17 protein-coding genes and 1 tRNA gene are annotated in these 22,532 nt (G+C 48.9%); 2 read left to right on the top strand and 16 right to left on the bottom strand.

Translation table 11 applies throughout. The annotated features are described in order from the left end of the window. Positions 1-148: 148 nt before the first annotated feature. Together AB1656_02490 and yajC are read right to left on the bottom strand one after the other, a co-directional pair. Positions 149-2,266, bottom strand: coding sequence for a DUF6259 domain-containing protein (locus tag AB1656_02490; protein MEW6234232.1), 2,118 nt, complete (start codon positions 2,264-2,266; stop codon positions 149-151). A gap of 182 nt (positions 2,267-2,448) precedes the next feature. Continuing rightward, positions 2,449-2,820, bottom strand: coding sequence for a preprotein translocase subunit YajC (gene yajC / locus AB1656_02495; GenBank protein MEW6234233.1), 372 nt, complete (start codon positions 2,818-2,820; stop codon positions 2,449-2,451). Between the two features lie 157 nt (positions 2,821-2,977). On the opposite strand from yajC, the gene AB1656_02500 reads away from it, so the two are divergent. Next, positions 2,978-3,050: transfer RNA gene (locus AB1656_02500), tRNA-Gln, on the top strand. 299 nt (positions 3,051-3,349) lie between these two features. Here AB1656_02500 and AB1656_02505 read toward each other — a convergent pair. The 8 genes from AB1656_02505 to AB1656_02540 all read right to left on the bottom strand — a co-directional run bounded on the left by AB1656_02505 (position 3,350) and on the right by AB1656_02540 (position 11,497). Further along, on the bottom strand, positions 3,350-4,864 hold the full coding sequence (locus AB1656_02505) for a phage major capsid protein (GenBank protein ID MEW6234234.1): 1,515 nt from the start codon (positions 4,862-4,864) through the stop codon (positions 3,350-3,352). 207 nt (positions 4,865-5,071) lie between these two features. After that, on the bottom strand, positions 5,072-5,401 hold the full coding sequence (locus AB1656_02510) for a helix-turn-helix domain-containing protein (protein MEW6234235.1): 330 nt from the start codon (positions 5,399-5,401) through the stop codon (positions 5,072-5,074). Next, the gene (locus AB1656_02515; GenBank protein ID MEW6234236.1) at positions 5,398-6,507 is read right to left on the bottom strand and encodes a helix-turn-helix domain-containing protein; all 1,110 of its coding nucleotides are present in this window, start codon (positions 6,505-6,507) and stop codon (positions 5,398-5,400) included. The genes AB1656_02510 and AB1656_02515 overlap by 4 nt, the downstream gene beginning before the upstream one ends. 1 nt (position 6,508) lies before the next feature. Continuing rightward, the gene (locus tag AB1656_02520; protein ID MEW6234237.1) at positions 6,509-8,791 is read right to left on the bottom strand and encodes a tape measure protein; all 2,283 of its coding nucleotides are present in this window, start codon (positions 8,789-8,791) and stop codon (positions 6,509-6,511) included. A gap of 187 nt (positions 8,792-8,978) precedes the next feature. Further along, entirely contained in the window at positions 8,979-9,200 is a 222-nt protein-coding gene (locus AB1656_02525) for a hypothetical protein (protein MEW6234238.1), read from the bottom strand. A 59-nt stretch (positions 9,201-9,259) separates the two neighbouring features. Further along, positions 9,260-9,769 (bottom strand): hypothetical protein, encoded by a 510-nt coding sequence (locus AB1656_02530; protein ID MEW6234239.1) that lies wholly within the window; start codon positions 9,767-9,769, stop codon positions 9,260-9,262. Between the two features lie 122 nt (positions 9,770-9,891). Then, the gene (locus AB1656_02535) at positions 9,892-10,092 is read right to left on the bottom strand and encodes a hypothetical protein (GenBank protein ID MEW6234240.1); all 201 of its coding nucleotides are present in this window, start codon (positions 10,090-10,092) and stop codon (positions 9,892-9,894) included. 343 nt (positions 10,093-10,435) lie between these two features. Then, positions 10,436-11,497: a site-specific integrase gene (locus AB1656_02540; protein MEW6234241.1), complete on the bottom strand. Its 1,062-nt coding sequence runs from the start codon at positions 11,495-11,497 to the stop codon at positions 10,436-10,438. 486 nt (positions 11,498-11,983) lie between these two features. On the opposite strand from AB1656_02540, the gene AB1656_02545 reads away from it, so the two are divergent. Then, positions 11,984-14,380 carry a glycoside hydrolase family 20 zincin-like fold domain-containing protein gene (locus AB1656_02545; protein MEW6234242.1) on the top strand — a complete coding sequence of 799 codons (2,397 nt, stop codon included), beginning with the start codon at positions 11,984-11,986 and terminating at the stop codon, positions 14,378-14,380. Positions 14,381-14,405: 25 nt separating this feature from the next. On the opposite strand, the gene AB1656_02550 is transcribed toward AB1656_02545, so the two are convergent. The 6 genes from AB1656_02550 to AB1656_02575 form a co-directional block, all read right to left on the bottom strand. Next, the gene (locus AB1656_02550; GenBank protein ID MEW6234243.1) at positions 14,406-15,482 is read right to left on the bottom strand and encodes a sialidase family protein; all 1,077 of its coding nucleotides are present in this window, start codon (positions 15,480-15,482) and stop codon (positions 14,406-14,408) included. Between the two features lie 161 nt (positions 15,483-15,643). Beyond that, on the bottom strand, positions 15,644-16,411 hold the full coding sequence (locus tag AB1656_02555) for an aldolase/citrate lyase family protein (protein ID MEW6234244.1): 768 nt from the start codon (positions 16,409-16,411) through the stop codon (positions 15,644-15,646). A gap of 88 nt (positions 16,412-16,499) precedes the next feature. Next, positions 16,500-17,507 (bottom strand): transposase, encoded by a 1,008-nt coding sequence (locus AB1656_02560; protein ID MEW6234245.1) that lies wholly within the window; start codon positions 17,505-17,507, stop codon positions 16,500-16,502. A gap of 381 nt (positions 17,508-17,888) precedes the next feature. Next, a complete protein-coding gene (locus AB1656_02565) occupies positions 17,889-19,268 on the bottom strand; it encodes a YhjD/YihY/BrkB family envelope integrity protein (protein ID MEW6234246.1) in 1,380 nt (459 codons plus the stop codon). 78 nt (positions 19,269-19,346) lie between these two features. Next, a complete protein-coding gene (locus tag AB1656_02570; GenBank protein ID MEW6234247.1) occupies positions 19,347-21,773 on the bottom strand; it encodes an acetylxylan esterase in 2,427 nt (808 codons plus the stop codon). Between the two features lie 428 nt (positions 21,774-22,201). Then, a partial coding sequence (locus AB1656_02575; GenBank protein ID MEW6234248.1) for a hypothetical protein occupies positions 22,202-22,532 on the bottom strand: 331 nt, incomplete at its 5' end.

The following is a 22,532-nucleotide window of genomic DNA, read 5'->3' on the forward strand; positions in this document are numbered from 1 at the left end:
CGTTTATCGCGGCGGGTATTATGGGGCTATCGCCCAATATTGCCGCTCGGCTTACCGATACCCTCGCACTCCCGATTTTCTTGGCAACTATGTCGGCTTCCGGTTGGTCATGCCGGTGGGAAACTGATAAAATCTGCTCCACTCAACCCTATTGCAGAATCCATACCACCGCGCTGCGCGGGGTTAGTTTAAGCGATCCGCGCCAACGTCCGCCTTCTTCCCGGATCAATTCGATTTTGCTTTTCCCGTCTTCGGATGTAAGTTGAAGGGTTTGGTTTTTCTCTTCTTTACAATGGCGGCGGTCCAATTTCAGGTTTACCGTTCGCTCCTCGTCCGCCGTATTGGCGACGGCGATCTTGCGCGCATCCGTTGGAGTCCGCCAGGCGGAAGATAAAACGGCGGGTTGAGTTTGGAGAGTATTCTTACCGTCCCTCCAAGAGACCGTTCCTGCTCCTTCCAATTCGACGGGCGCCAACAGCTCGCCGAATTGCAGGGCGTCGCGAGATCCATGCCGCGCTTCGCATAATCGCTTCAAAAATTCCGCTTCCTCCGCATAGGGCTTTTCAAGAATTTGTGAACTGACCCATCCCAATTGCGAACCGAAAACGAAAGCCCGCGCCATCTTCAAACGGAAGGGAAATCGTTGGGGAAGGTCGTCGCCTAAGATATATTGAAAACCAAAGGAGATCGCACGCCCGCCATAGACCGCCGGATAAAGGGGCGCGATCTCGCCCCTATGCTCCTGCGTATTGACCATCAGCCAAGCGTGGAGCAGATCGTTCCAGGGGTCGGCGTTCTCTTCCGTGGTCAGCGCCGTATCGGGAGGCTGTACGCGGCGGCATCGCTGCAAGAGATCGCGATAGCCTTGAATCCAATACGTTCCGCCTCCGATGGCATGTCCGTGGCCTTCCGCGAAGCAGCGTCTGGCGGCGGCGGCGGAAATCTGGTCGATGTAAACCGCTTTCACCTTGCATTCGTTAAGCAACTTATCTACTAGATTCGTTACTGTATTCTTCCATAAATCCGTAAATGGACACATCGGTGAAAGGGGAACTTTCGAACCGTATACCTCGACGTATTTCTCTCCCTTTTCGTCGATGGCGCAGGCCGTCTCCGCATGTTGGGCTTTCCAGCTGTCCGTAGCCGGATCCCACAGACGGCCATTGATATATGGCATCACGGCGATTCCCGCCTTTTGCACTTTTTCCACCGCTGCCTGAAAACCGGGCTTGGCGGGGAAATATTCAGGATAATGATCGTCGAAAGGAATCTGGTGCCATTGGTAAATATGGGCGGAAGTGGGGACATTGAAATACGCGGCGAACGCAATCGCCTGGTTGGCCGTCGATTCGTCATGGCACGATCCCAAATACCATAAATCCGTATTCAAAAGCCATTGGGGAATATCTTTCCTATCGGCAAGAGGCGGGATGCCGCCCCACGGCGTTTTCTGCGCCGCTTCGCGATAGATTCTCGCGCTTTCGTACCAGTCGCCCGGGAAAAGCCTCGTCGTTACGGCATAGGGCAGGCGGTAATGGGTTGCTTTTCCCATTCCTTCGACATCATGGCGCAAACCAAGGCTGGAACCGTCCTGCTTTTCTCTCTTCCCAACAAATATGGCTAAGGCGTATCCCGCATTATCATGAGCTCCGGCATATACGCCGGTTGATCCATCCGAAACCGCCGTGAACGGCATGGCCCACGAGGCGGAAGGATAAACGCCGCCGTAGCGTTTGGTTTGCAAATCGTTATGCAATACGCCCCAGCCGAAGGGGATGACGGCGTGGATTTTTTCGGATAGCGCTAAGGGGCCGATTTCTGGATAGATCGCTTCCCATAACGTATATCCGGTTTCTTTCACTTCGAATTCAAGATTCCATTCGAAATCGCTTCCCTTCGCCGCGACGGAAGCGGACACATGCAGGTTGCCTGGATGCATCTCCTTCCATTCCATGAACAACGAATCGGAAGCGGCGCGAATCTCCGCCCGGCCATCCAAAGCGGTGAGGGTATGCCGTTCTTTTTGAGCGTCAAGAACGGTAATGGTCCATAGAGGAACTTTTGGCTTGGCTTCGATCCAGTTCCGCCGTCCTTCCGGCGAAATGGCTTCCAATTGGTTCAGAGATGCGATTCCATCCACGCTCTCGACAACCAATCGTCCGCTGCTGGATTCGATCGCATGAAGATTTTCAGCAGCGCAAATTAAGACGCTGGAAAATTGGAAGAGTATGGATAAAGCGGAGATTAATAAGCCATTTCGTTTCATTTCGATGTTCCCCCTGATCAGAGACGTGGAAGAGGCTTCCAGCCTCTTGCGTTATGCAAAAAAGAGCCAGGATTTAATGAAATTTGATTTTGAACGTTGCATTGTTGAATAAGCCCCCTCACCCTAACCCTCTCCCAAAGGGCGAGGGGAAAATTACTAATGTCATAAGAGTAATAGGAGATTTATTTGCTATCCTCGTGGCCGATGATTTGCGAGATGGAGGATTTTAAAATTTCGATTTTTACGTTTTCCGCAATCTTGATGACGGCGATATTGTCCTTCATGCCCACGATGGAGCCGAAAATGCCGCCGGAAGTGACGATCTTATCCCCTTTTTTCAACTGATTCACCTGCTCTTCATGGCGCTGCCTTTGTTTCTGTTGGGGACGGATCAGCAGAAAATAAAAGATGAAAAAACAGAGCAGTAAGGGAAACAACATCTGCATCAAAGGATTGCTGACATCAGTGGAGGCGGGCGCGCCTCCTCCAGCGGCGTCGGGCGCGGCTGCGCTCAGGATAATCTGTTGAACAACGGAAAATAGGTTGGATGCCATGGATTACGCTCCTATAAAGGAATCAAAATGGGCGAATCGTCCACAAAGCCCGATAAGCCTCATGGATCAGAAGAGTAGTATAAAGCCGGAATTCGCCAGAACGAAGTGATAGCGGGATTGACTCCATCTCAAGGGGAAATAAGATATTTAACCAGATTGGGGAGTAGACGAATGGTAAAGTCACCAGTCTTTGGAACTGGAGCCTGCAGGTTCAAGTCCTGCCTCCCCAGCACTTGAAAAACCTAGACTTATGAAATTTTCCCTTCCCTCATAAAACCCCCGTTGTACCGTATTATGTCCTTTTTTTTATAACCATCTCATTCTATATTCACAAATATTTTTCACCCAAAAACCCGCCGCCCTTGCCCCAGGATCGATCTTTTTTTCTTGGACGAGGCTTCCAACGCCTACGCAAAAGAAAGCCCGCCTGGAACAGCGGAGAACCAGGCGGGTTAGGAGACAATCCGGCTATTGCCGGTTATCGTGGAAAAGTTCCCGGTTCACGACGCGCCGGGATGATTCAAGAATCTTAAGTGGGCGTTATGCCGCGAATCAGCGCAAACCATTTAGGCCGCATGACCAACACATCGGCGCGCAAGGTTGATTTGATCCAGGTTTGATGCGCGGCAAAGGCTCCATCGGCTTCTTTCGAGACTTCTAAAGAGATGCTGCTCCGCATAATGAAATACATTTGGCGAAAATCCCCTAAAAAGATATCCGCCGCATTGCTTGCGGTTCCTTGCGTTTGAGTAATGGAAACCTGATTCGTGGTAAATTTTTGCATCGAACGCCAGCTTTCGGGCGGCGTTGCCGGGTTGCCCATTCCATCGCGTAGCCGGTCAAAATAGGCGCGCTCTCTGGGATTCAAAATGACGCTCAAGCCATCTTCCGGGCAATTTTCCGTCAAAAGATCAAGCCAGGCATTCGATACGTTGATATACCCATCCAAGGGACTGCCATTCGTTCCCATATCGACAACGTTGATATCTTCCCAGTTTCGCAGTCCAAGCGGTTCGGTTCCCGATCCCGCGCCCGCGCCAGTGCCATACAATCCGCAGCGGTCAAGTTCGAGGCTTAACGCCTTGCTCATCGTACTGCTAACCAATTGCCCAAGGCCGACAGCATCCTCGATCAATTCATTGCTGACCTTGCATAATACGGCAAGTTTTTTGGGACTCAATTCATAGCGCCCGAACGTCATATCGCTATCGGAAATCGTTTTGTTTTCCGCCGTCCACGCCGGCGTAGGATCGGTTAAAACCCGTGCAATAGCCAAAGAGGAAGAATCCATCATGATCGTTCCAGCGCCCGCTTTTATAAGTTGCGCCTGATTCCGGGCTAGATCAATGATTTCACCGGCCAGCGGTTCAGGAAGCAGGAACCCGCCTACCGTCGCCGGAGCAAGCCCTAGCGTTCGTTGTTCTGCCTCGGCTCCTTTCCAATTGTTCGTCAAAAAGCCGCGCAGCCATCGCCCTAAACTTAGATCGCTTCTTTTGATTCCGTCTGGGAGATTGCAATCAAGATAATCGGATATGCGCGCCCCATTGCGGAAACCGCGAATTTGCCGCCCGTCAACGGTTTCAACAATGAAAGTTTGTCCATTTAAAGAGTTTTGTTCCGAACCTGGAGTATAGGGGATCGGCGGAGGATTGAATATATCATGCGAATGCTCCTCAAGACTCCCTAAACGTCTTTGCCGTGTCGCCTGTTGATAAAGTGCATCGGCTTCATTCAACAAGGCATCGAATTTTTCTTGCTCACTTTTGGTCATTGATCGATTACTGACGCCGTCAATAATCTTGCGAGCATCACTCAACAATCCCGCCCGTTTTTGGAGAATGTCTTGAATTCTCATACTTTTGACCTCTTTCCATTTATTCCAAACACCAAGGCGTTTCATCCGGCTGCGAAGTGGTTCGGGATTCTGCTTTCCCTGATTTCTCGGCTCGCCGTTTGGATTGCAGAAATCCGCCAGGCGAGTGATACTTTTATGTAACCGGCTTCCAGTGGTTCTCCACGCTTGCCATTTGTTATTCGCGCTCAAATCATGCGCGACTATTTCCCCTTTTTATTCGCCCATTTAACTGGCTTTTCTTAAGCCGTAATGGATGTTTTTATAAATAACACTCATTTTCTTTCAAAACTTTATTTAATGCCTTACAGCCCCCCCTTTATACCCCCCCCATCCAATTTCGCGCTCGCTAAAGCAAGGCTAGGATAAGTGTTTTTCTTTCTTCGCCTTTAGAGATTTTCACCCCTTACCCCCTTTAGCCGAATTTCGATTTTCCTCTATCCAGTTGTCCAATTCGCTCTTACGAAAAAGATTCTTGCGCCCAACTTTGGAGAATGGAATCTTTTGCTCACTCACGTAGTCATAGAGCGTTTGACTTGCGATTCCCAAATAGGCCGCTGCTTCCTCATGCGTCAACGTATCCTTCGCCGGTTGGGATGGATTCTTGATTAAGTTTTCAAGTAGATCGTTTCCCCGCCGCGTCTCTTCGAGGATGTTGATTAGAATCGTTTCCACCCGCGAACTGCTTGCGGCTCGAATGTTTATTACTTCTCCCGTAAGTTCGGTCATGATTCACTTTCCTTTCGCAATTGACAATTCGTTTCGTATGCCTTTATTCCCGCCCGCCGCCGTTGATTCTCTTTGTATAATTCGCAATACTCTCCCCATTGTGGATGTCCCCGCGCCATCGCCTCATCAAGATGAATCATGCTCTTTCGCTGGTTGATGAATAACCGCGCATCGAAACGATCATCATTCATCCCTCGCTTCATGATCCCGATTCGATATTTGATTTCTTCGTTTACAACCCGTTCGCTTGGTGTCCAGTCTCCCGATTCACTTGCAAACAAATCGGCGAAATCGTTCCGATATCTTTCCAAAGAGTTTTTAAAATAATTCAATCCTTCTTCCGAAGGTGAAGAGAGAAAATCAAATAGCGCCGCATCGATCTCGCTTTCCGAAACGGTCTCTTTCGCTTCCTTTAAAACTTGAAAGAATTCCTCAGGATTTATTACCGCAGAATGCTTTCGATAACACTCCTGTACTTTAACCAGCGTTTTTTCAGAAGAAAAAAGATTTTTAAAAATAGCAACATCGCGATTCGGTATATTGACCACCTCGCCCCCGTTACTCTCTCTATCTAGCTTAGTCGTTGTGTTTGTTTCTTTATTTTCTTTAATTTGTTTTACTTCTCTTGTTATTATTATGCTTTCATTTTCGGAATGACTGATTTTATTTTCTGAATCGGTCAGCTCAATTTGACCCCCCTCGATTCCATTTTTGGAATCAGTAGAGGTTTTCTTATCCTTAGCGATTCCATTTTTTGAATCACTGTTCGGATCACACAAAACATACTTAAAACTTACTCTACGACCTTCGATTTCCCTCATGATTATTACAAGACCAGCAGCAACCAACTCCTCAAGGCAACGATGAATTGTAGGAGCGGAAACATTCAATTCAGCAGCCATACTTTTCCGCGATGGATAACAAAAGTTTCTTTTGTCGTTTGTGTAGCTTTTTAAAAGCAAATAAAGTAATTTTGACGTTGGGCTTACATCCATACTGGATAGAGAGAGAAACAACTTAACAGGAATCCGCATTTCCCAAGTGCTGTTTTCCCGCGCCGTCTTGGTTTGATTTGAATCAATTTGTATTTGGGGATTGATGTTCATTTCAGATATCCCCCCGCCGTTGCCTATAGGCCAATTCCGCCGTCAACTCGCCCATAATCCGCGCTTGGTTCGCCCGGAAGGAATTCGCGTCTTTGGCGTTGACTACCATCGAAACGTTGAACGTATTCCCGCCCGCCGGCTGAATGCTCCCCGCCGTTGCCGGTATGAAGTACTCCGCGCCCGCTTCTCCAACGCGATAGACGTTTCCCGGATTGACCGATCCGCCGGAAGCCCGCCCGCCGCCGAAGAGAAATCCGCCGATCCCGCCGCTTTGACCAAGCATCCCGCCCAACCAGTTAAATAGGTTCCGTGACGCAAGATCGGCCACGATTCGATCTATCGAAGCGATGAACTTCGTTGTAAAGCCGGTCAGGTTGCCTTGCATGACGCCAAAGAATAGATCGCTGAACGATTCCTGCATCGTCTGCGCCGTTCTTCGGCTCGCCTCGATCCAGCCATTGAATTCATCATGCAAAAGTTTCGTTGTCCGGTCAAATTGCTTATTATCAATAGCGCCCATCCGTAGGCCTTCATTCAGCGTTCTAAGATTCTCTTGCAGCCGTTGCCGATCAGTTTGGAACGAACGATCGATCCCATCGGCGAAAGTCTTGTAGCGCTGCATTTCTTGCTCATGGCGGGCGATGATCTCTTGTAGTATCCCTTCCGTTTTGTCTCTCTCGATCTTTAGGGCTTCTTCCTTATTCTTCCGAACAATTTCATTGATGCGCTCGCCCGTGATTCTCGTTACTTCCTCTATGGCTCGACTGGAACTTGTCAACACGTCCTCACGTTGCCAGCCAAGAAGAGCATCGTTGGCAAGAATATTTTTTTTTAGATTTTCGATCTCGCGTAGGCGGGATTCTCCCGATTGCTTTTCGATTGCAACCAGACGATCCACCCCTTCCAGTCCGATCAATACGCGCTCGTTGGCAAGAGAGGAAGCGAGGTCTTTAATTTGCGCCGCGTATTTTTCATAATCAACCAATGCCGCCCGCGCCGCTTTCCCTTCTGCGAAAAATCCGTCAACCATATTGCGCAGATTCATCCCCATGACTTGAATCTCATTATCCGTCATGAGCGATTGGGTTCGGGCGATATCCTGCGCTCCTAAATTAATTGCTCCAAAGGATGAGGATTGATGGATTTTTGCTAAAACATCTTTCGATAGCCCTAGGCTCCCCCCTCCTTTTTGCGCTTTAAGAAACGCCTCAAGGGCAGGATCGTAACCAACGCCGGAAGACATAACCTTGTCAATTTCGCCAGGCGCAAGGCGGATAGACTGGATGGACTTCGAAATGTTTTCCGCGCTTTTTTGCCATTCCTGAAATTGCTTGAGTATGTCATCGGTCTCGCTTTTGACTTTATCCAATGCGGGAAAAAGAGAATCGTTTACGCTCTTTGCAACATCATCGGGAAAAAGGTTTTGAACATTTTTCCCCATAACTGTAACGGCGTTAGCGGCAAAATTGGTTTCCGTTGCCAGCCGCCGCATATCATCGGCAAGACCCGTCATCCCTTTCATAGCGTCGGCGGAAACGTCAGCTATATCAGATACAACCTTATTCAAACCAAGTTCGCCGATTGCATTTTTTAAGTTAGTAAACGCATCTCCTAAGTTTGATATCTTTCCCGGAAGGCGTTCCATTTGTTTGGACATTGCCCCCGCAAAATCCGTTTCTCCAATTCTTGTTAAGTACTCAACAATATCGGCAGTGGATTTTCTTACTTCCGTCTTGACTCCCCGAAAAGTGAAATTCACCGTATCGGCTTCTTGCTTCGCCTTTATGCCAAACTCTTTCAGCCGTTCGAATTCGTTCGTTGCGGCGTCCGCCACGGCTTCAATGAATTGCTTCATATCCTTTCCGAACGCTGAAGCCGTATTCCCAAATGAGGTTAAGGCGCGTGCGGATGGATCAAGACCAAGCGCTTTCAACTTGATAAAAGACTCGATGGATTGATCCAAAGTAAAGGGTGTTTTTGTTGCAAATTCCTGCAAGTTCCTAAATGCCTCGTTTGCCGCATTCTGCGATTGTAAAACCGTTTCCAGAGAAGCGCGATATTTTTGAAACTGCGATGATGTCTCGATTATGCTTCGCCCGATGTTGACGATTTCGCGAACGGAAAACGCCGCAAACATAGCAGAGGCGGCGCGCCGCACCATTTGAGAATGACGCTCCATCCCCGTACTAAACTTTTGAATCTCTGCGCCCGCCCGCTGCATATCGGCTTTGAATTGCGCCGTCTCAGCGCGAAGATCGATAACAAGGCTTCCCAGACCAGCCATAGTCATTCCTTTTTTATTCGTTATATCGAAAGATAAACAGCCGTTCACGGGAGAATTAGGGCGAGTGGAATTGAATGGACGCAGTTATTGTAATAAAATAAAAACGCCCTTTTCAACCGTGAATCGGGTTTCAATCCGTCCGGCTGCGCGCCATCCGCCAAGATAAGGCGCAGCCGGACGGGAAAAGTTAAAAAGATAAAAGATGATCTATTGCTTCTTGAAAAACTTTGTTATGAATTTCAATCGCAATATCATCATCATTTTCAATAGCCATGACTTCCTCAAAAGCCTCCATCGCCAGTTTTTTCGCAAATCTGACTTTCATCACATACTTACCTTTAATCTCATTCAATAGATTTTCTGCAACCTTAGAATGGAGGCACTGCAATGATTCTTGAATCTGTTCCACGATAGTTTCTCCTTTCTCTTTTGTAGGATTGTTATTCCGATCATGGCGGATGGAAATGATTAACTAATTCCGTTCTCTTCTTCGAGTTTTTTCAAATGAGAAAGCGCTCTAATTTTTTCCGATGTTGGAATCTTCGCGATAATATCCGATTGGAGATTAAGCAAAGCCTCAAGATAATCTCTCTTCGGCTTAAGATTATCTTGAAATTGTTTTCTTTGTGCTTCCTCATCCTCTTCGGATATTCCTTCCCATGCAAAACCAGGATCATCATAATCGCTTAAAAAATCTTGCATAAATAGATGAAGAACTTCGCCCATGACTAGTTGAGCATAATCAGGAATTTTCTGTTTGCCAATTCGCCAATTACTGACCGACTGTTGGGAAAAACCGCAAATCTTCGCAACCGTCGAATCAGGAATTTCGAACACAACAAAAGCTTGCAGGGCGGGCGATTCATTCCCCAATTTTTCTTTAACTTCTTGCTCCTTTTTTTTCCTCAAAATATGCGCTTTACGAATTTCCGAAATTTCCGCCAAAACCTCATCGTGATTTAAATTTCCCTTCATCATGGAAAACTCCTTTTACTACTATATGATTGTAGATTGTATTATAGTAGTAAATTACCACTACGTAAAGAGGAAATTTCAGATTTTTTTTCAACGATTTAAATTAAATTTATTAATACACATGATTATTTATAACTCTTTTTCTCTAAATATACGCTAAAAATCATTTTCTTTTCGTCGAATGAAAAAGCATTGCTGCAATAATCATCTATTTGTTTTTTTTGATCTTCCTCAGATAAATCCGACAAACACCATAAAGCCGCTTGAGTATACAGTTCTTGACTAACTCCTAGTTTTTTTATTGATTTATTTGCTCTCTCGATCATTATCATCTTTCCTTTCTAATAAGGTTTTTGTGATACATCGGCTATATGCCGAAAACATCTTATATTCAATATTTACAACCAATAGGTTGCAATATATGACTTTTTTTAACCCCCAAAAAAAAGCCTGAACCGTTCGCCGTTGCAACCACATAGAAGACCGCAGCCTTTTATGAGACGGACAAACAATTCAGGCCATTCGAAAAAATGAAACGTCCAGACGCTTCGCCTAGACGTTATTTTCCCTTAGTCCTACTGCGTAAACGCCTTCTATATGGTTGCGATTTTGAACCTAGCATAATTCCATCGCTTTGTCAAGAGGGATTTTCAAATTATTTTTTGCGGGCTAGAAAGTGATTTTCCGCATCGTCTCATTAAGATGCTCTTCGGCGAGATGGGCGTAGCGTTCGGTTATCGTAATGCTTCCATGCCCCAAAAGCCTGGAAACTTCATAGAGGCTAACGCCATTCATAACGAGATGACTCGCGAAAGTATGTCTGCAAACATGCGCCGTAACCGCATTTTCACCCGTCAATTCCAGCCCCGCCGCTTGAACGATTTCGGAAAATGATCGGAATATCCGCTTAAAATAAAGGCGCGCAGCCCCGCGAACGATAAATTGACAAACGGGCGAATTTTCCCGCCGCTCCTGCAAGTATTCCTGCAAACGAGGGATAAGCGGGATGGTACGGTTTTGATGACTCTTGGGCGTGAATTCGATGGGCTTGCCGGTCATGTCGTCTTCATCCCGATAGGAAACCACGGTTAGGCGGCTACGCTCCAAATCCAAGTCAACCCATCGTTGATGAAGCGCTTCTCCAGAACGCAGCCCCGCGAACGTCATAAGATTGATATAGGCCTCCAACGCATCGCCCAGCGGATGCGCCCGCGCCGCCGCGAGAAGCCGCTCTATTTCATCCGTCGAAAGAAAGCGCAGTCTCCCCCGCGTCTCTCGCAATTTTTTGAATACGGGCAAATATTGGGCTTCCAGGAAGCCTAGTTTGACGGCATGGCGCAGTAATCGCATGAGACAGGATAGTTCGCGGTTAATCGTTGCATTGCAGACCGTTTCCAAGCGCTCCGCTCGATACATTTCAATTGCTCGATTATCGATCCGCATGAGCGGGGTATGCTCCCCAAAAAATGGAATGAGACGGGATTTCACCATGATCTTTTTTTCTACAATCCATCGGGGAGATAGTTCGGCCTGCGTATGCGCGAAATGGATCGGCGCAAATTCTCCAAGGGTGATTTTCTTCTTGCTTAGAGAAAACCGTCCTTCCCGATAATCGACAAGAAGCTTTTCGGCTTCCTTCTTATTCTTCGTTTTTAAGGAACAGGCTTTTTCTTTTCCTCCCTCCAAATAAACGACATACCAGATTTTCCCTCGCTTTTTCAACCAAGCCATATCTATACCTCCATTTATTAAGACTGGATCGAAAACCGTTGACCGGTTAAAATTTTACGAAAAATGGGATTGTACCGTATTTGTACCGTACACCCTACGAAATAGGGCGAAAACGCTTTTCGTCTTACCAGAAATAATAAATGAAAATCCCCTTTATACATAGGGGTTTTTGAAGATTGAACGAAAAGAAACGAAGAAGGGGAAAATAGCGAAAAAAGGCGGGCATGTAGTCTTTGGAACTGGAGCCTGCAGGTTCAAGTCCTGCCTCCCCAGCATCTTCTTCTTTCCCCTTTAAATTCCGCCGATTTCTAATTCCTTCAACGCCCTTCCCGCTCTCGCTGAAATATCCTCAACCGTCATTATTCTCAATACTTTCGATCACCTATCAATAATTAAAAACGGCTGGACGCCCGCCTACAGTTATCCTAACATGAAAACGGCTCAGATCGCATTTTTTTTGAAACGAGATTGGCGGGAAGGTAAAGCATGATGAAATTATATTATTTGTTGCCTCTTACCATAATCGCTATGCTTCATCCCTACGAATGCGCGGCGAACGATTCATTTGTCGATATTACTCAAAGCGTCGTCATCGTTCCTTCTTCGTCGAGTTCGCGCGAGATGCAAGCGGCGCGCATGGTGGCGGAAGAAGTGGAAAAACGCACGCAGATTCGATGGCGGCTAACAGCGGAATGGCCTCAGGAGCATCAACCGCGAATCGCGATCGGGCGGACGGAGGCGCTGCAATCTTCGGGATTCGAATTGAACATTCCCACCGCCTCTGCGTCCGCGCCCGAAGGCTATCGAATTTGGATGGAGCCAAAAGGGGATTCTCCCGTTATCGTCGTCGCGGGTAATGACGAACGCGGCGTTCTGTTCGGCGCGGGCTGCCTATTGCGAACCCTGCGAATGACGAATGGGAAGATACTTTTCCCGCGAGATTATCACGTTGCAACGGCGCCGAAATACGCCTTGCGCGGCCATCAGTTGGGTTATCGTCCCAAGACGAATTCCTACGACGGTTGGACGTTGAATCAATTCGAGCAATATATCCGCGATTTAGCTGTCTTCGGAACCAACGCCGTGGAATTGATTCCGCCTCGTTCGGACGATAAGGCGGACAGCCCGCATTTTCCACTTCCCCAATTGGAAACGATGATCGGCGTATCGGAAATTTGCGACCGCTATGGTTTGGATGTTTGGATATGGCAGCCCTGTTTGGACGAAAATTATTCCGATCCTCGTACCATCGAGTCGGCGTTGGAGGAGTGGGAAAGCATTTACCAACGATTGCCCCGTCTGGACGCCATCTTCGTTCCCTGCGGCGATCCCGGCCATACTCCGCCCGACGTCCTATTGCCAATGCTGGAAAAGCAAGCGGCGCAACTTAAAAAGTTGCATCCCAACGCCCAATGGTGGATTGGGCCGCAAGGCTTCGATCGGGATCATCTGCAAAAATTTCACGACCTCATCAGCCGCAAGCCCGAGTGGCTGACCGGCATCGTTTATGGGCCGTGGACGCGGTTGAATATGAAGCAATTCCGGGAATGGATTCCCTCTTATTATCCCATCCGCCACTATCCGGATATAACGCATACGACTTATTGCCAATACCCCGTTCCCGATTGGGATCCAGCGTTTTACTTGACGGAGGGACGGGAGCCGATCAATCCCCGGCCAACGGATCAAGCGCATATTTTCCGCTTCACCCAACCGGATACGATGGGATTCATCGCTTATTCCGAAGGATGCAGCGACGACGTCAATAAAATCGTTTGGAGCGCGTTGGGTTGGAATCCCGATTCGCCCGTCATTGATATTCTGCGCGATTACAGCCGCTATTTCATCGGATTGGAATACGAAGACGATTTTGCGCAGGGACTCTTGGCTTTGGAAAGAGATTGGCGCGGTCCGGCGTTGAGCCATGCGCAAATCGACCTGACGCTGCGGCAATTCCGCACGATGGAAGAGAAGGCGAGTCCCCGATTGTTTCTCAATTGGCGCTTCCAGCAAGGGTTGTTCCGCGCTTATTACGACGCTTACGTCCGCAGCCGCCTGATTCATGAAACCGATTTGGAAAATCAAGCGCTGTCGCGCTTGCAATGCTCCGTCAAAGGAGAAACGCTTCACGCTCTATCTCAGGCGCGTTCGATTCTCATGCAATCCGTCGGCCAGCCCGCATCGCCCGCTTGGAAGCAGCGGATATTGGAATTGGGAGAGAGTTTATTTCAAAGCATTCGATTGCAGTTGGACGTTCGCCGATATAAAGCCGGACGCTCAGATGGGGCCATGTTGGATCGCCTCGACGCGCCGTTGAACAACCGCCTTTGGCTGCTGCAACAGTTTGACGAAATCGGCGCGCTCTCCTCCGAAGAGGAGCGTCTGGAACGGATCGATCAAATCGTAAACTGGAAAAATCCGGGGCCGGGAGGTTTTTATGATGATTTGGGCGATCCGGCGCAAGAGCCTCATTTGGTCAAAGGCGAAGGATTCGAGAAGGATCCGGGCATGTACCAAACCGCGCGCAACAATCCCGACAGCTCCGCCTTAAGCAATCCTATGACGCTTTTGCCATCTTCCTGGAAAACCTTGGCCGTGATGCTCTACGACGAACCGCTGCGAATGAAGTACGACAATCTTGATCCCGCCAGTCAATATATTATTCGCGTCGTATATGCGGATGGCCCCGTGCGGTTATTAGCGGACGAATCCTATGAAGTTCATCCTTTCCTCGATGAGAGATATAAGGTTTTGGAGTACGACATTCCACCGCAAGCCACAGTGGATGGAGAATTGCGCTTGACATGGCGTAAACCGGATAATATTCCCCATGCTGGCCGCCGAAACGAAGTTGCCGAAGTTTGGCTGATGAAGAAAAAATGAATCGGCGTCAGCGGCGAATGCCATTTCATTCGTTTTTATCCGACTGGCAATTGAGAATGTCTTTTTCTTCGAAGACGGCGCGTTGTATGACTGTGCGATTGTTGGTAGTGAAAACTACGTGAATCTTCCCGTCGCGGGTTTGGATGGCATATGGATAGGCGAAAGTATTATCGCCTTTGCATATATCCCGCCGATAGGGATAACTTACATCGTTATCCGTCGATATAGCGGCGGTCAACGGCGTTCTATCGTTCATGCTATTGTTATAAACAAGAAACAGATGGCCGTTTTGCAAACGAATGAAATCGACGGCGGCGTTGGGATTGGGAAATTTCGTTGGTTTGGCGTCCGTCCAAGTAAAGCCTCCGTCGCGCGACTCTGCCCGCAATATATACCCCTTATCGGTCGGTTCGTAATTGCCGCCGCGGCGAAGATAGCAGATAAGATAATTATCGTCGATTTGGACAGCTTGGGGCTGTAAATTGCCCATCGAGGAACGGATCCTATTCGTAGGCTTCCAGGTTTTTGTCGACGGATTGTAACGCATAAAATAGGAAGAGGCGTCTGGCGCGATGAATTCCGTATCTTCGCCGGTTTCATGATACATGGGAAGCAGATAATCGCCGTTGCGCGACAAGATCGGCTGGCCGCGCACCATTGAACCCAATTCGAATGTCAGCATAAAGGAATCCGACCATGTATAGGCGCCGTCCAGCGATAGTTTGCCTTTTACGCGCGATGAAGACCAGGTTGGACCGTATCGATTGACGTAAAATAGCCATACGATTCCATCCGGCGCCTGCCAGACTACGGGATTGCCCTCGGATAGGCTGGGAGTATCGGCGATGACTTTGGGGAAAGACCAAGAGGATTCGCCTTGCTTCAACCGGGCGCCATAAACGGCGGTATCGTCGCCGTATTCGCCCGATCCGCCGTAATAGGCGAGATAGAGATCGCCGTTATCCAATTCCGTTATGGATGCGGGATGCTTGTAAGGGCCGGGATGTTCGGCGCCGAACAAACGTTCGATTCGAAGTTCTTCGCCGAAAACAGAAATGGTTAAGAAAGACAATGCAATGTATAGGCTGAATTTCTTTATCATTTTTCATTTCCCCTTTTTCATAAACTTCTCGAAAATCGTAGTGGGAGGAGCTAAGCAAGTCCCACAAATGACTATGAAACACCTCATTCGCCTCTGGTGAGCTACGCTTCGCTTTAAGCCCACCCTACGGTTCTAACTAACATCATGCAAAAGACTATCCCTCAGAGGGATTTCAAATCTCTCATATACTGCTTATAGGCATCATGCAGCGCATTGACGTCCGTTTGCAAGGCGAGCAACTGCATTCCTCGTTCTTTCCAATATTTCAACTGTTCCAAATTGCCGGTATGGATGCCCGATACTTTACGATATTTCCGGCAAGCTTGTACGACTTTCTCGATCTGCGCCGTTACGGCGGGATCGGCGATTCGTCCAATCATGCCCAGCGAATTGGATAGGTCGTAAGGCCCAATGATAACGGCTTTAATGCCTTCCGTGGAAACGATGGATTCGATATTTTCGACTCCCGTTACGCTTTCGACTTGCGCGATGATGGTTATTCTCTCATTGGCGTAGGTTAAAATCTCTTGAGGATCCATTTCGCGATAATCGGTCTGTCCCAAGAGTCCGGCGCAGCCGCGCTTGCCGATGGGGCTGTAATAACAGGCGTCGCGTATGGCTTCCGCTTGTTCTTTCGTTTCCGTCATGGGGATCATCAAGCCATTGGCCCCGGCGTCCAGCAGACGAGAAATATACGGCATCGCCAGGCCGGGAGGGCGAACGATCGCTTCGATGCCGCAGCTTCTGGCCGTACGGATGATCGCGGAAACCGTCTCCAAAGAAAAAACGGAGTGTTCCATATCGATAAACATGAAATCAAATCCGGCGTTGGCCAACAAATTGGCTATGCCCGGATCGCTTATAAGCCGAACCATCGTGCCAAAAACGCATTGTCCATTTTTTAGTTTTTGGGAGAATTCATTTTGCATCCTATTCACTCCGTAACGAAATAGCGTTATGCGAAGACATACAAAAGACGATGTTGGATCATACAATGTTTTTAAATCGCGTAACAAGTCAGCCATCTGAAGTGAGAAAGGGAGGGAATGGGGGTAAATGGCCGGTGCGGATATATTCCCGAAGCGCGGCGGCGAGGGTTTGGATCGGATTGTATCCGCGCCGTTTCAACGTGCGAAAGATAGTCATCAATACCGATTGAGTCAACGCGCCCTCCTTACTGCGATTGCCATAAATGATTTTTCGAATCAACACCGCCATCCGGATTTCCCGCTCCGCCTGATTGTTGGTAGCGGGAACTTCTGAATTCTTGAGAAAGACCAACAATTCGTCCAGGTTCTTGTCTTCCCGCGCCTCGCGTCCTTGCGCCAACTCGGCGTCAGCCGTTTGCAGAGCGCTTACCGCTTCGGCAAAGCGTCCATCGTTCGCCATACAGAGCGCTTGCGCGATCTTATGCGCTTGCGGATGCTTGGCGAACGGCGCCAGCGGCGGGAAGACCAAATCCATCACCATCGCTCCCGAATTGTCGCTCTTCATCAACTTCAACAGCGTGATGAAGATGAAAAAGTCCTCCTGCTCGCCGCGGTAGAATGCATATGGCTCATCGGCGACGACGCGGCGGTATTCCAGGGTGCAGGCGTCGTCCAGTTCTCCGCTTTCGATCAGGCTTTCGGAATAGCGCAGCAGGGCATTTTTCCAATGGTGGGCGATGCCGTCATTGAAGAGGGCGATGGCTTCGCCGCCGCGCCCTAGCCGTTTGAGAAACTTGGCCTTGGTCAGGGATGCCTGGCTGAAGAGGTAGGAATTCGCGTCCACATCCCCTAGCAAAGCTTCCACCTCCGCCAGCGTTTGGGAATTCTCGTCCGGCGTGTTGGTGTATTTCACCAGATCGTCCAATCCCTTATTCACGGCGTCGGCGTCGTTGGATTTCGTCACAGCATTGAGCGCCAAATCGCGAAAATCGGCGGAGATGGGGCCTTCGTACATTTGCGCCGCTATTGCCGCTTCCCCACTAGCCAAGAGAAGCAAAAGCGAACCGGCAAGCATAAATCGTTGATTCCTTCTCATGTCTAACGCCTCCTGTTCGGATATAATAATAATTAGTTAACAATAATGAAAAAAAAATAGGTCAAGCCATATCGGCAAAATAATTAAAATATTTTTAAAATAATTTGGAGAAATAAGGAGGAAGAGAATAGCGGGCAGCTTTGGGACTTTGGGATTTAGTCTCCCAGTCTCCCAGTCTCAAGATGGCGGGCTACGCTTCGCTTTTAAACCACCCTACATAGCTTGGGGACTGGGGAGTCGTAAGGGCAAGGTTTTTTCTGTTCTTGCTTTTACTGGCTAATGGAATAAGGCTGTGCGTCGATTATTACGGAATGGTGGAATTGATTGGATTAAACGACGCGTCCCATCCACCTTTAATGATAGTACATGAGCAAATAGGGATTATTTACTTGCTTCGAGCAGGTTTGCGATGGTTAAATTGCTGCTGTTTTGGAGGGTTTGTTGCAAGGATTGTTGCCAGGGTTCCGGAAGGACGGCTCTTGCCGCATCCGGCGATTTCAAACCGATCAAGCGCTCCATCGCGTCGGAAACGAGAAGGCGGCTGAAATCGCCGTTGGGATAATAGACGTTTTCGCGGCGCTCCTGGTGGATCAAGCGAACCTGTTCCAGGTCTCGCAAACAGCGCTTGACCTGCTCCTCCGTCCAGCCAGTTTCCTGCCGCAAGTCGGAAAGGGAATATCCGCCTTCCCGCTCGCGGAAATGACGGCATATCTCCAAAAAGATTTTCAAGGAATGAACGGGACGATGCAGCGTAAACCATTCCTTTTGGCGCAGCCGGGCGACGTGTTTGTCGAAGTCCTGTATAGCGCATGCGATCACCGGCCCTAAAAGAAAACAAAGGTAACTGTAATACAGCCAGAGAATGAAGATAGGAATCGCCGCGACGGTTCCGAAAATGCTGTAATAGCTGGACGGCTGCGAGGTTACGTACTTAATGTAGAGATCGAAGCCCACTTTGGCGGCTTCCCAGAGTATGGCGGAAAGGGCGCTGCCCACCAGAGCGGGAAAGAAATTGACGTGCAGATTGGGCAGATAGCGATTGGAGAAGAAGAAGGCGAATAAGGTCAAACCGTAGGAAACGATATGGTTGATCAGCCAGGAAGTCCACTCCTGACCCATCCAGCGGGAAGCGAAGCCGCTGGCTTCGAAGCGGCTGGAATAATAATAGGACAAGCCCAAGAGAATCGGCGTCAACGTCAATAGCAGCCAACAGGCGAGAAAGCGGGAGAAGAGAGTGCGGCGGCGTTGCACAGCCCAGATTTCATTGAAGGCGTGCTCGATGCTGTTGTAGAGACTTACGCAAGTAAGGATGAGAAGAAATAGGGTGACGAAGCGGAGTGCGGAGGCTCTTTGGATGAATTCCAGTATCGTCTGTTTGGCTTCCAGCAATTCGGCCCGCGCTCCGGAAGCGGCTCCGGGAACGAAATGATCGAAGATGAAATCGAATACGCGGTTGCTGAAACTGGAGTTTTGAATTTCGTATTTATTTACCACTCCATCAAAGGGCGATTCCTGAGTGGGAGCGCTCGTATCCGGTTCCATCCGGTATTCTTTCAACTCCGGGTCTTGAAACGTGAAAGCGCTGAGAATAATCAACGAAATCGCGGCGACGGGCACCATAGAAAGAATAGTGGCGTAGCCGCAGACAGAAGCGTGCGCCCATACGCCTTTCTTGTTGAAGATGTTGACCGCAATGCGAAGAACATACAAATATTTCACTACAAAAGAATGGGAGAGCGGACGCTTAAGGAATTCCCGCATCCTTTTCCAGGAGAAGAAACCTATGATCCTACGCAAGAATTGGAGTATGGATTTCAACGCATTGTTATCCTTCGAAATTTATTTCGCCTCGTTCAGCCAAGAGGCGATCTTTTCCGGCGCGGCGGATTCTTTCATTACTAAAAGCGAATCGGGAGATAGAGCGGCGCGATAGGATTGCTTAGCCCATTCCATCGAGAAGACGTCTCCCGTATTGTAAATCAACAAGGGAATAGGAGCCAGCAACGCTTGGGCGGCGCGCACGTCTCCCGCGCGGCGCAGGCCGGGAACGAAGAGGCGCTGCAAGAACGGTTCATCCTCGCCGCTTATAAATTTCGCCGCATCGACGGCGACGGATTGCAATTGCGGAGCGAAAGGCGCGGCCAATAAGCACCATAATCCAGCATCGCCTACGCCCGCCAGATGAATCTTTTCCACTTCGAAGCGCGAATCCAGATAGGCCAGCGAGGTTAAAATATCCTGCGCCCACAAGGCGGTTTCGGTTTGGTTATAAGTGAGGAACATGCTGACGTTTTCGTCGCGCACCGCTTTTTGGAAAGGCGAATCGTACTCTCCGGTCATGAAGACGTCCGGTAAAAACACTTCTTGGCCGCTGTCCAACAACGATTGGAGCAACGTTCCCGGAGCGCCCGTTTGCGGATCGATGAACGCGGATTTCCCCTTTTCATGCACCAGGACGGTTCCTTGCGCCGACTCCGAGGGCTGCTTGGGGATGAACAACTCGCCGGGAATTTGGTCGCCGGCGCCTTTGCGGCCAAGGATGATTTTTTCCACGTCGAAGGCGGATTGTTTCACGTAACCTACCCGCTCGATCGATAAATCGCTGCGGCTGGGAAACGAAATCGACAATACATGTTGCAGCGACGTATGGAAGCGGCGGCGCATGGCTTGGAGTTTGAACTCGTTATCGGGAAAGACTTCTTGCAGCTGATTTTCCGATTGTTCTTTAAAATAATCCACGAGTTGCTGAAGGTTTTTCGCATTGGAGGGAAGATCGCCGGAAAAGACGCGCAAGTCATCGTCTTTTTCTACGGTAAAATCTTGCTCCTTGAATTTGGAAGCGTCTTTTTCTCCTAATACCCAGTCGCCGAAAGCGGCGTAGACGGCTTCCCGGCTGAGACGGTTGTAATTGTGATCCGCGTCGATCTGGATAGTACGCACTTTGTCCTCCGCGCCGAAGAGAGCGTAGATGGAGCGAATGGCGGGGTACTCCACGCGCAGGGTCTCGTTGGTCCAATCGCCGGTGCAAGAGACCATCATCAAGGGGCGCGGAGCCATCATGGCGCCGTACTCGACGTTATTAGCTGCGACGCGAAGGTTGGGGGCGTTCTCGCAGATGCAGCCGCCTTGATAATGGGCGGAAAGCATATTGACGGGCGCGGCGGCTTTGATGCGGCGATCGACGGCCATGAGCGTATAGGTCTGCGTGCCGCCGCCGGAAGCGCCGGTGCAGGCGATGCGTTCCCGATCCACATCGGGCAGGGATTCGAGAAAATCGACGGCGCGGACGCTGTTCCAGAACTGCAAGCCGTGGGCGGAGAGTCCCCAAAGCCATTCCGCCGGGCCGCCCCAGCGATGTTCGATCTGTTTGCTATCCACGTAACCCACCATGTCGATGGCGAAACAGACGTATCCCTGCTTGGCGAAATTGATGCAGCGGCCGGGAATGGAGTTATTGTCCGTATTAACTAAACGCCCTTGTTCCCAATGGCCGTGAGGGCAAAGAACGGCGGGAAAGGGGCCTGGCTTCCCTTTGGGACGATAGAGATTGCCGGTGGCGTAGAAGCCGGGGAAACTTTCGAAATATACTTTTTCCACCGTGTAATCGTCGCGCTCAATGCGGCCGAAGATATTTGCGTTTAATGGCGTTTTTTGCGGTTGGGGAAAAGCGCCCATGCTGACAAAAATATGATCGTTCAGAGATTGTTTTCTTTCCAGCCATTTTTCTCGATTTTGGCCGTAATCGGGAAAAGGATAGAAATCTTCAATTCTTCTTACCGGCTTAAGGCGCCGGTCATTTACGGCTCCATCGGATTTCGGGAAAATTTTGGCGCAATCGAAATAGCGTTCCGGATTCCAATCCGCCGTTTTCGACACTGCCAGCCAGCCCACGGTTTTCTGAGCCAATACGCGGCCGTTCAGGTTGGAATAGACGCGCAGAAAGAGGTTTTGCGGTTTTTCAATAGATATCGTTCCGGCATTTTTCCAGGAATAGGCGCCTTCCTGGGCTTTATCCTTGGGTGGAATGTGGAATATTTTATCCCCGATCAGGATATCAATGGATACTGCATCTTTTGACCATGCCCAAATGGCGTAATCTCCCGCTTGCGCTTGGGGCAAGTTAGCGACGGCGTTCAATGATTGGTTGTCGAGAAGGATGACGTCGCCTTCGCTATAAGCCCCATAAGGAAGAGCCATGAGTCCTAAAACGAAAAGAATGGCGAATCGGGAGTTAAAATGGTGGGCTACGCTTCGCTTTGAGCCCACCCTACAAGTCGCTCTAAATGGAAGAACCATGATTGCTAAAACGAAAAGAAGGGCGAACTGGAAATCGAATCGTTTCATCGTAAAACCTCCATGCCTTTCAGCGATAATTATTCATTCATTTTGAGCAGCCAATATCCACTTATCTTTTAGATTAGTATTGCGCAACCCAAAAACCAATTAAGAGAGGCGCAAAAGATTCATCTATTATTGCGTTATTGAATCACGAAAAGGATCGAATTCCACGAAATTTTGAATCACGGATATCATGGATTCTTTTGGATTTCACGGAAAAAAGCAATTCACGGCGTGATCCCATGCGCCAAATTCTTTTCTTTTTTTCGTGATTTTCTTTTTCTTTTCGTGTTTTCGTGATTCGAAACGGCGATTCCAATCGATTAATTAAACTTTTTAATCCCTCGTAACATGAGTTACCAATACTCTTCTATATGGATATTTCCAGATTCCTGCCGAGTTCCTTTGCGGAAGCCGCGTTCTTCCATCATGGCGATGACCGTTTCGATCATGGCGGGATTGCCGCATAAGAAAATATGGAAATCGTCTGGAGTAATTTTGCGGCCGATCGCTTGTTCCACGAAATCGTTATCGATGAATACTTGCACTCTTCCCGCCAGCCCTTTCCAAGTAACGTCGCCTTTGGGATTGGAAATGGAGGGGAAATATTTCAGATTGGGAAAATAGCGAGCCAGAGAATTCAGTTCGTCGCGATAGCCAAGGTCCCAGGAATGGCGGGCGCCATGC

The organism is Candidatus Omnitrophota bacterium (genome assembly GCA_040755155.1).
In the GTDB taxonomy this organism is placed as follows: Bacteria; Hinthialibacterota; Hinthialibacteria; order Hinthialibacterales; family Hinthialibacteraceae; genus JBFMBP01.

Bases quoted from the DNA above. Each gene is read 5' to 3' on its own strand.
- AB1656_02560 (MEW6234245.1), bottom strand. From the start codon at position 17,507: ATGAGAAGGAATCAACGATTTATGCTTGCCGGTTCGCTTTTGCTTCTC.
- AB1656_02520 (MEW6234237.1), bottom strand. From the start codon at position 8,791: ATGGCTGGTCTGGGAAGCCTTGTTATCGATCTTCGCGCTGAGACGGCG.
- AB1656_02555 (MEW6234244.1), bottom strand. From the start codon at position 16,411: ATGCAAAATGAATTCTCCCAAAAACTAAAAAATGGACAATGCGTTTTT.
- AB1656_02565 (MEW6234246.1), bottom strand. From the start codon at position 19,268: ATGCGGGAATTCCTTAAGCGTCCGCTCTCCCATTCTTTTGTAGTGAAA.
- AB1656_02530 (MEW6234239.1), bottom strand. From the start codon at position 9,769: ATGATGAAGGGAAATTTAAATCACGATGAGGTTTTGGCGGAAATTTCG.
- AB1656_02510 (MEW6234235.1), bottom strand. From the start codon at position 5,401: ATGACCGAACTTACGGGAGAAGTAATAAACATTCGAGCCGCAAGCAGT.
- AB1656_02550 (MEW6234243.1), bottom strand. From the start codon at position 15,482: ATGATAAAGAAATTCAGCCTATACATTGCATTGTCTTTCTTAACCATT.
- AB1656_02535 (MEW6234240.1), bottom strand. From the start codon at position 10,092: ATGATCGAGAGAGCAAATAAATCAATAAAAAAACTAGGAGTTAGTCAA.
- yajC (MEW6234233.1), bottom strand. From the start codon at position 2,820: ATGGCATCCAACCTATTTTCCGTTGTTCAACAGATTATCCTGAGCGCA.
- AB1656_02545 (MEW6234242.1), top strand. From the start codon at position 11,984: ATGATGAAATTATATTATTTGTTGCCTCTTACCATAATCGCTATGCTT.
- AB1656_02490 (MEW6234232.1), bottom strand. From the start codon at position 2,266: ATGAAACGAAATGGCTTATTAATCTCCGCTTTATCCATACTCTTCCAA.
- AB1656_02515 (MEW6234236.1), bottom strand. From the start codon at position 6,507: ATGAACATCAATCCCCAAATACAAATTGATTCAAATCAAACCAAGACG.
- AB1656_02540 (MEW6234241.1), bottom strand. From the start codon at position 11,497: ATGGCTTGGTTGAAAAAGCGAGGGAAAATCTGGTATGTCGTTTATTTG.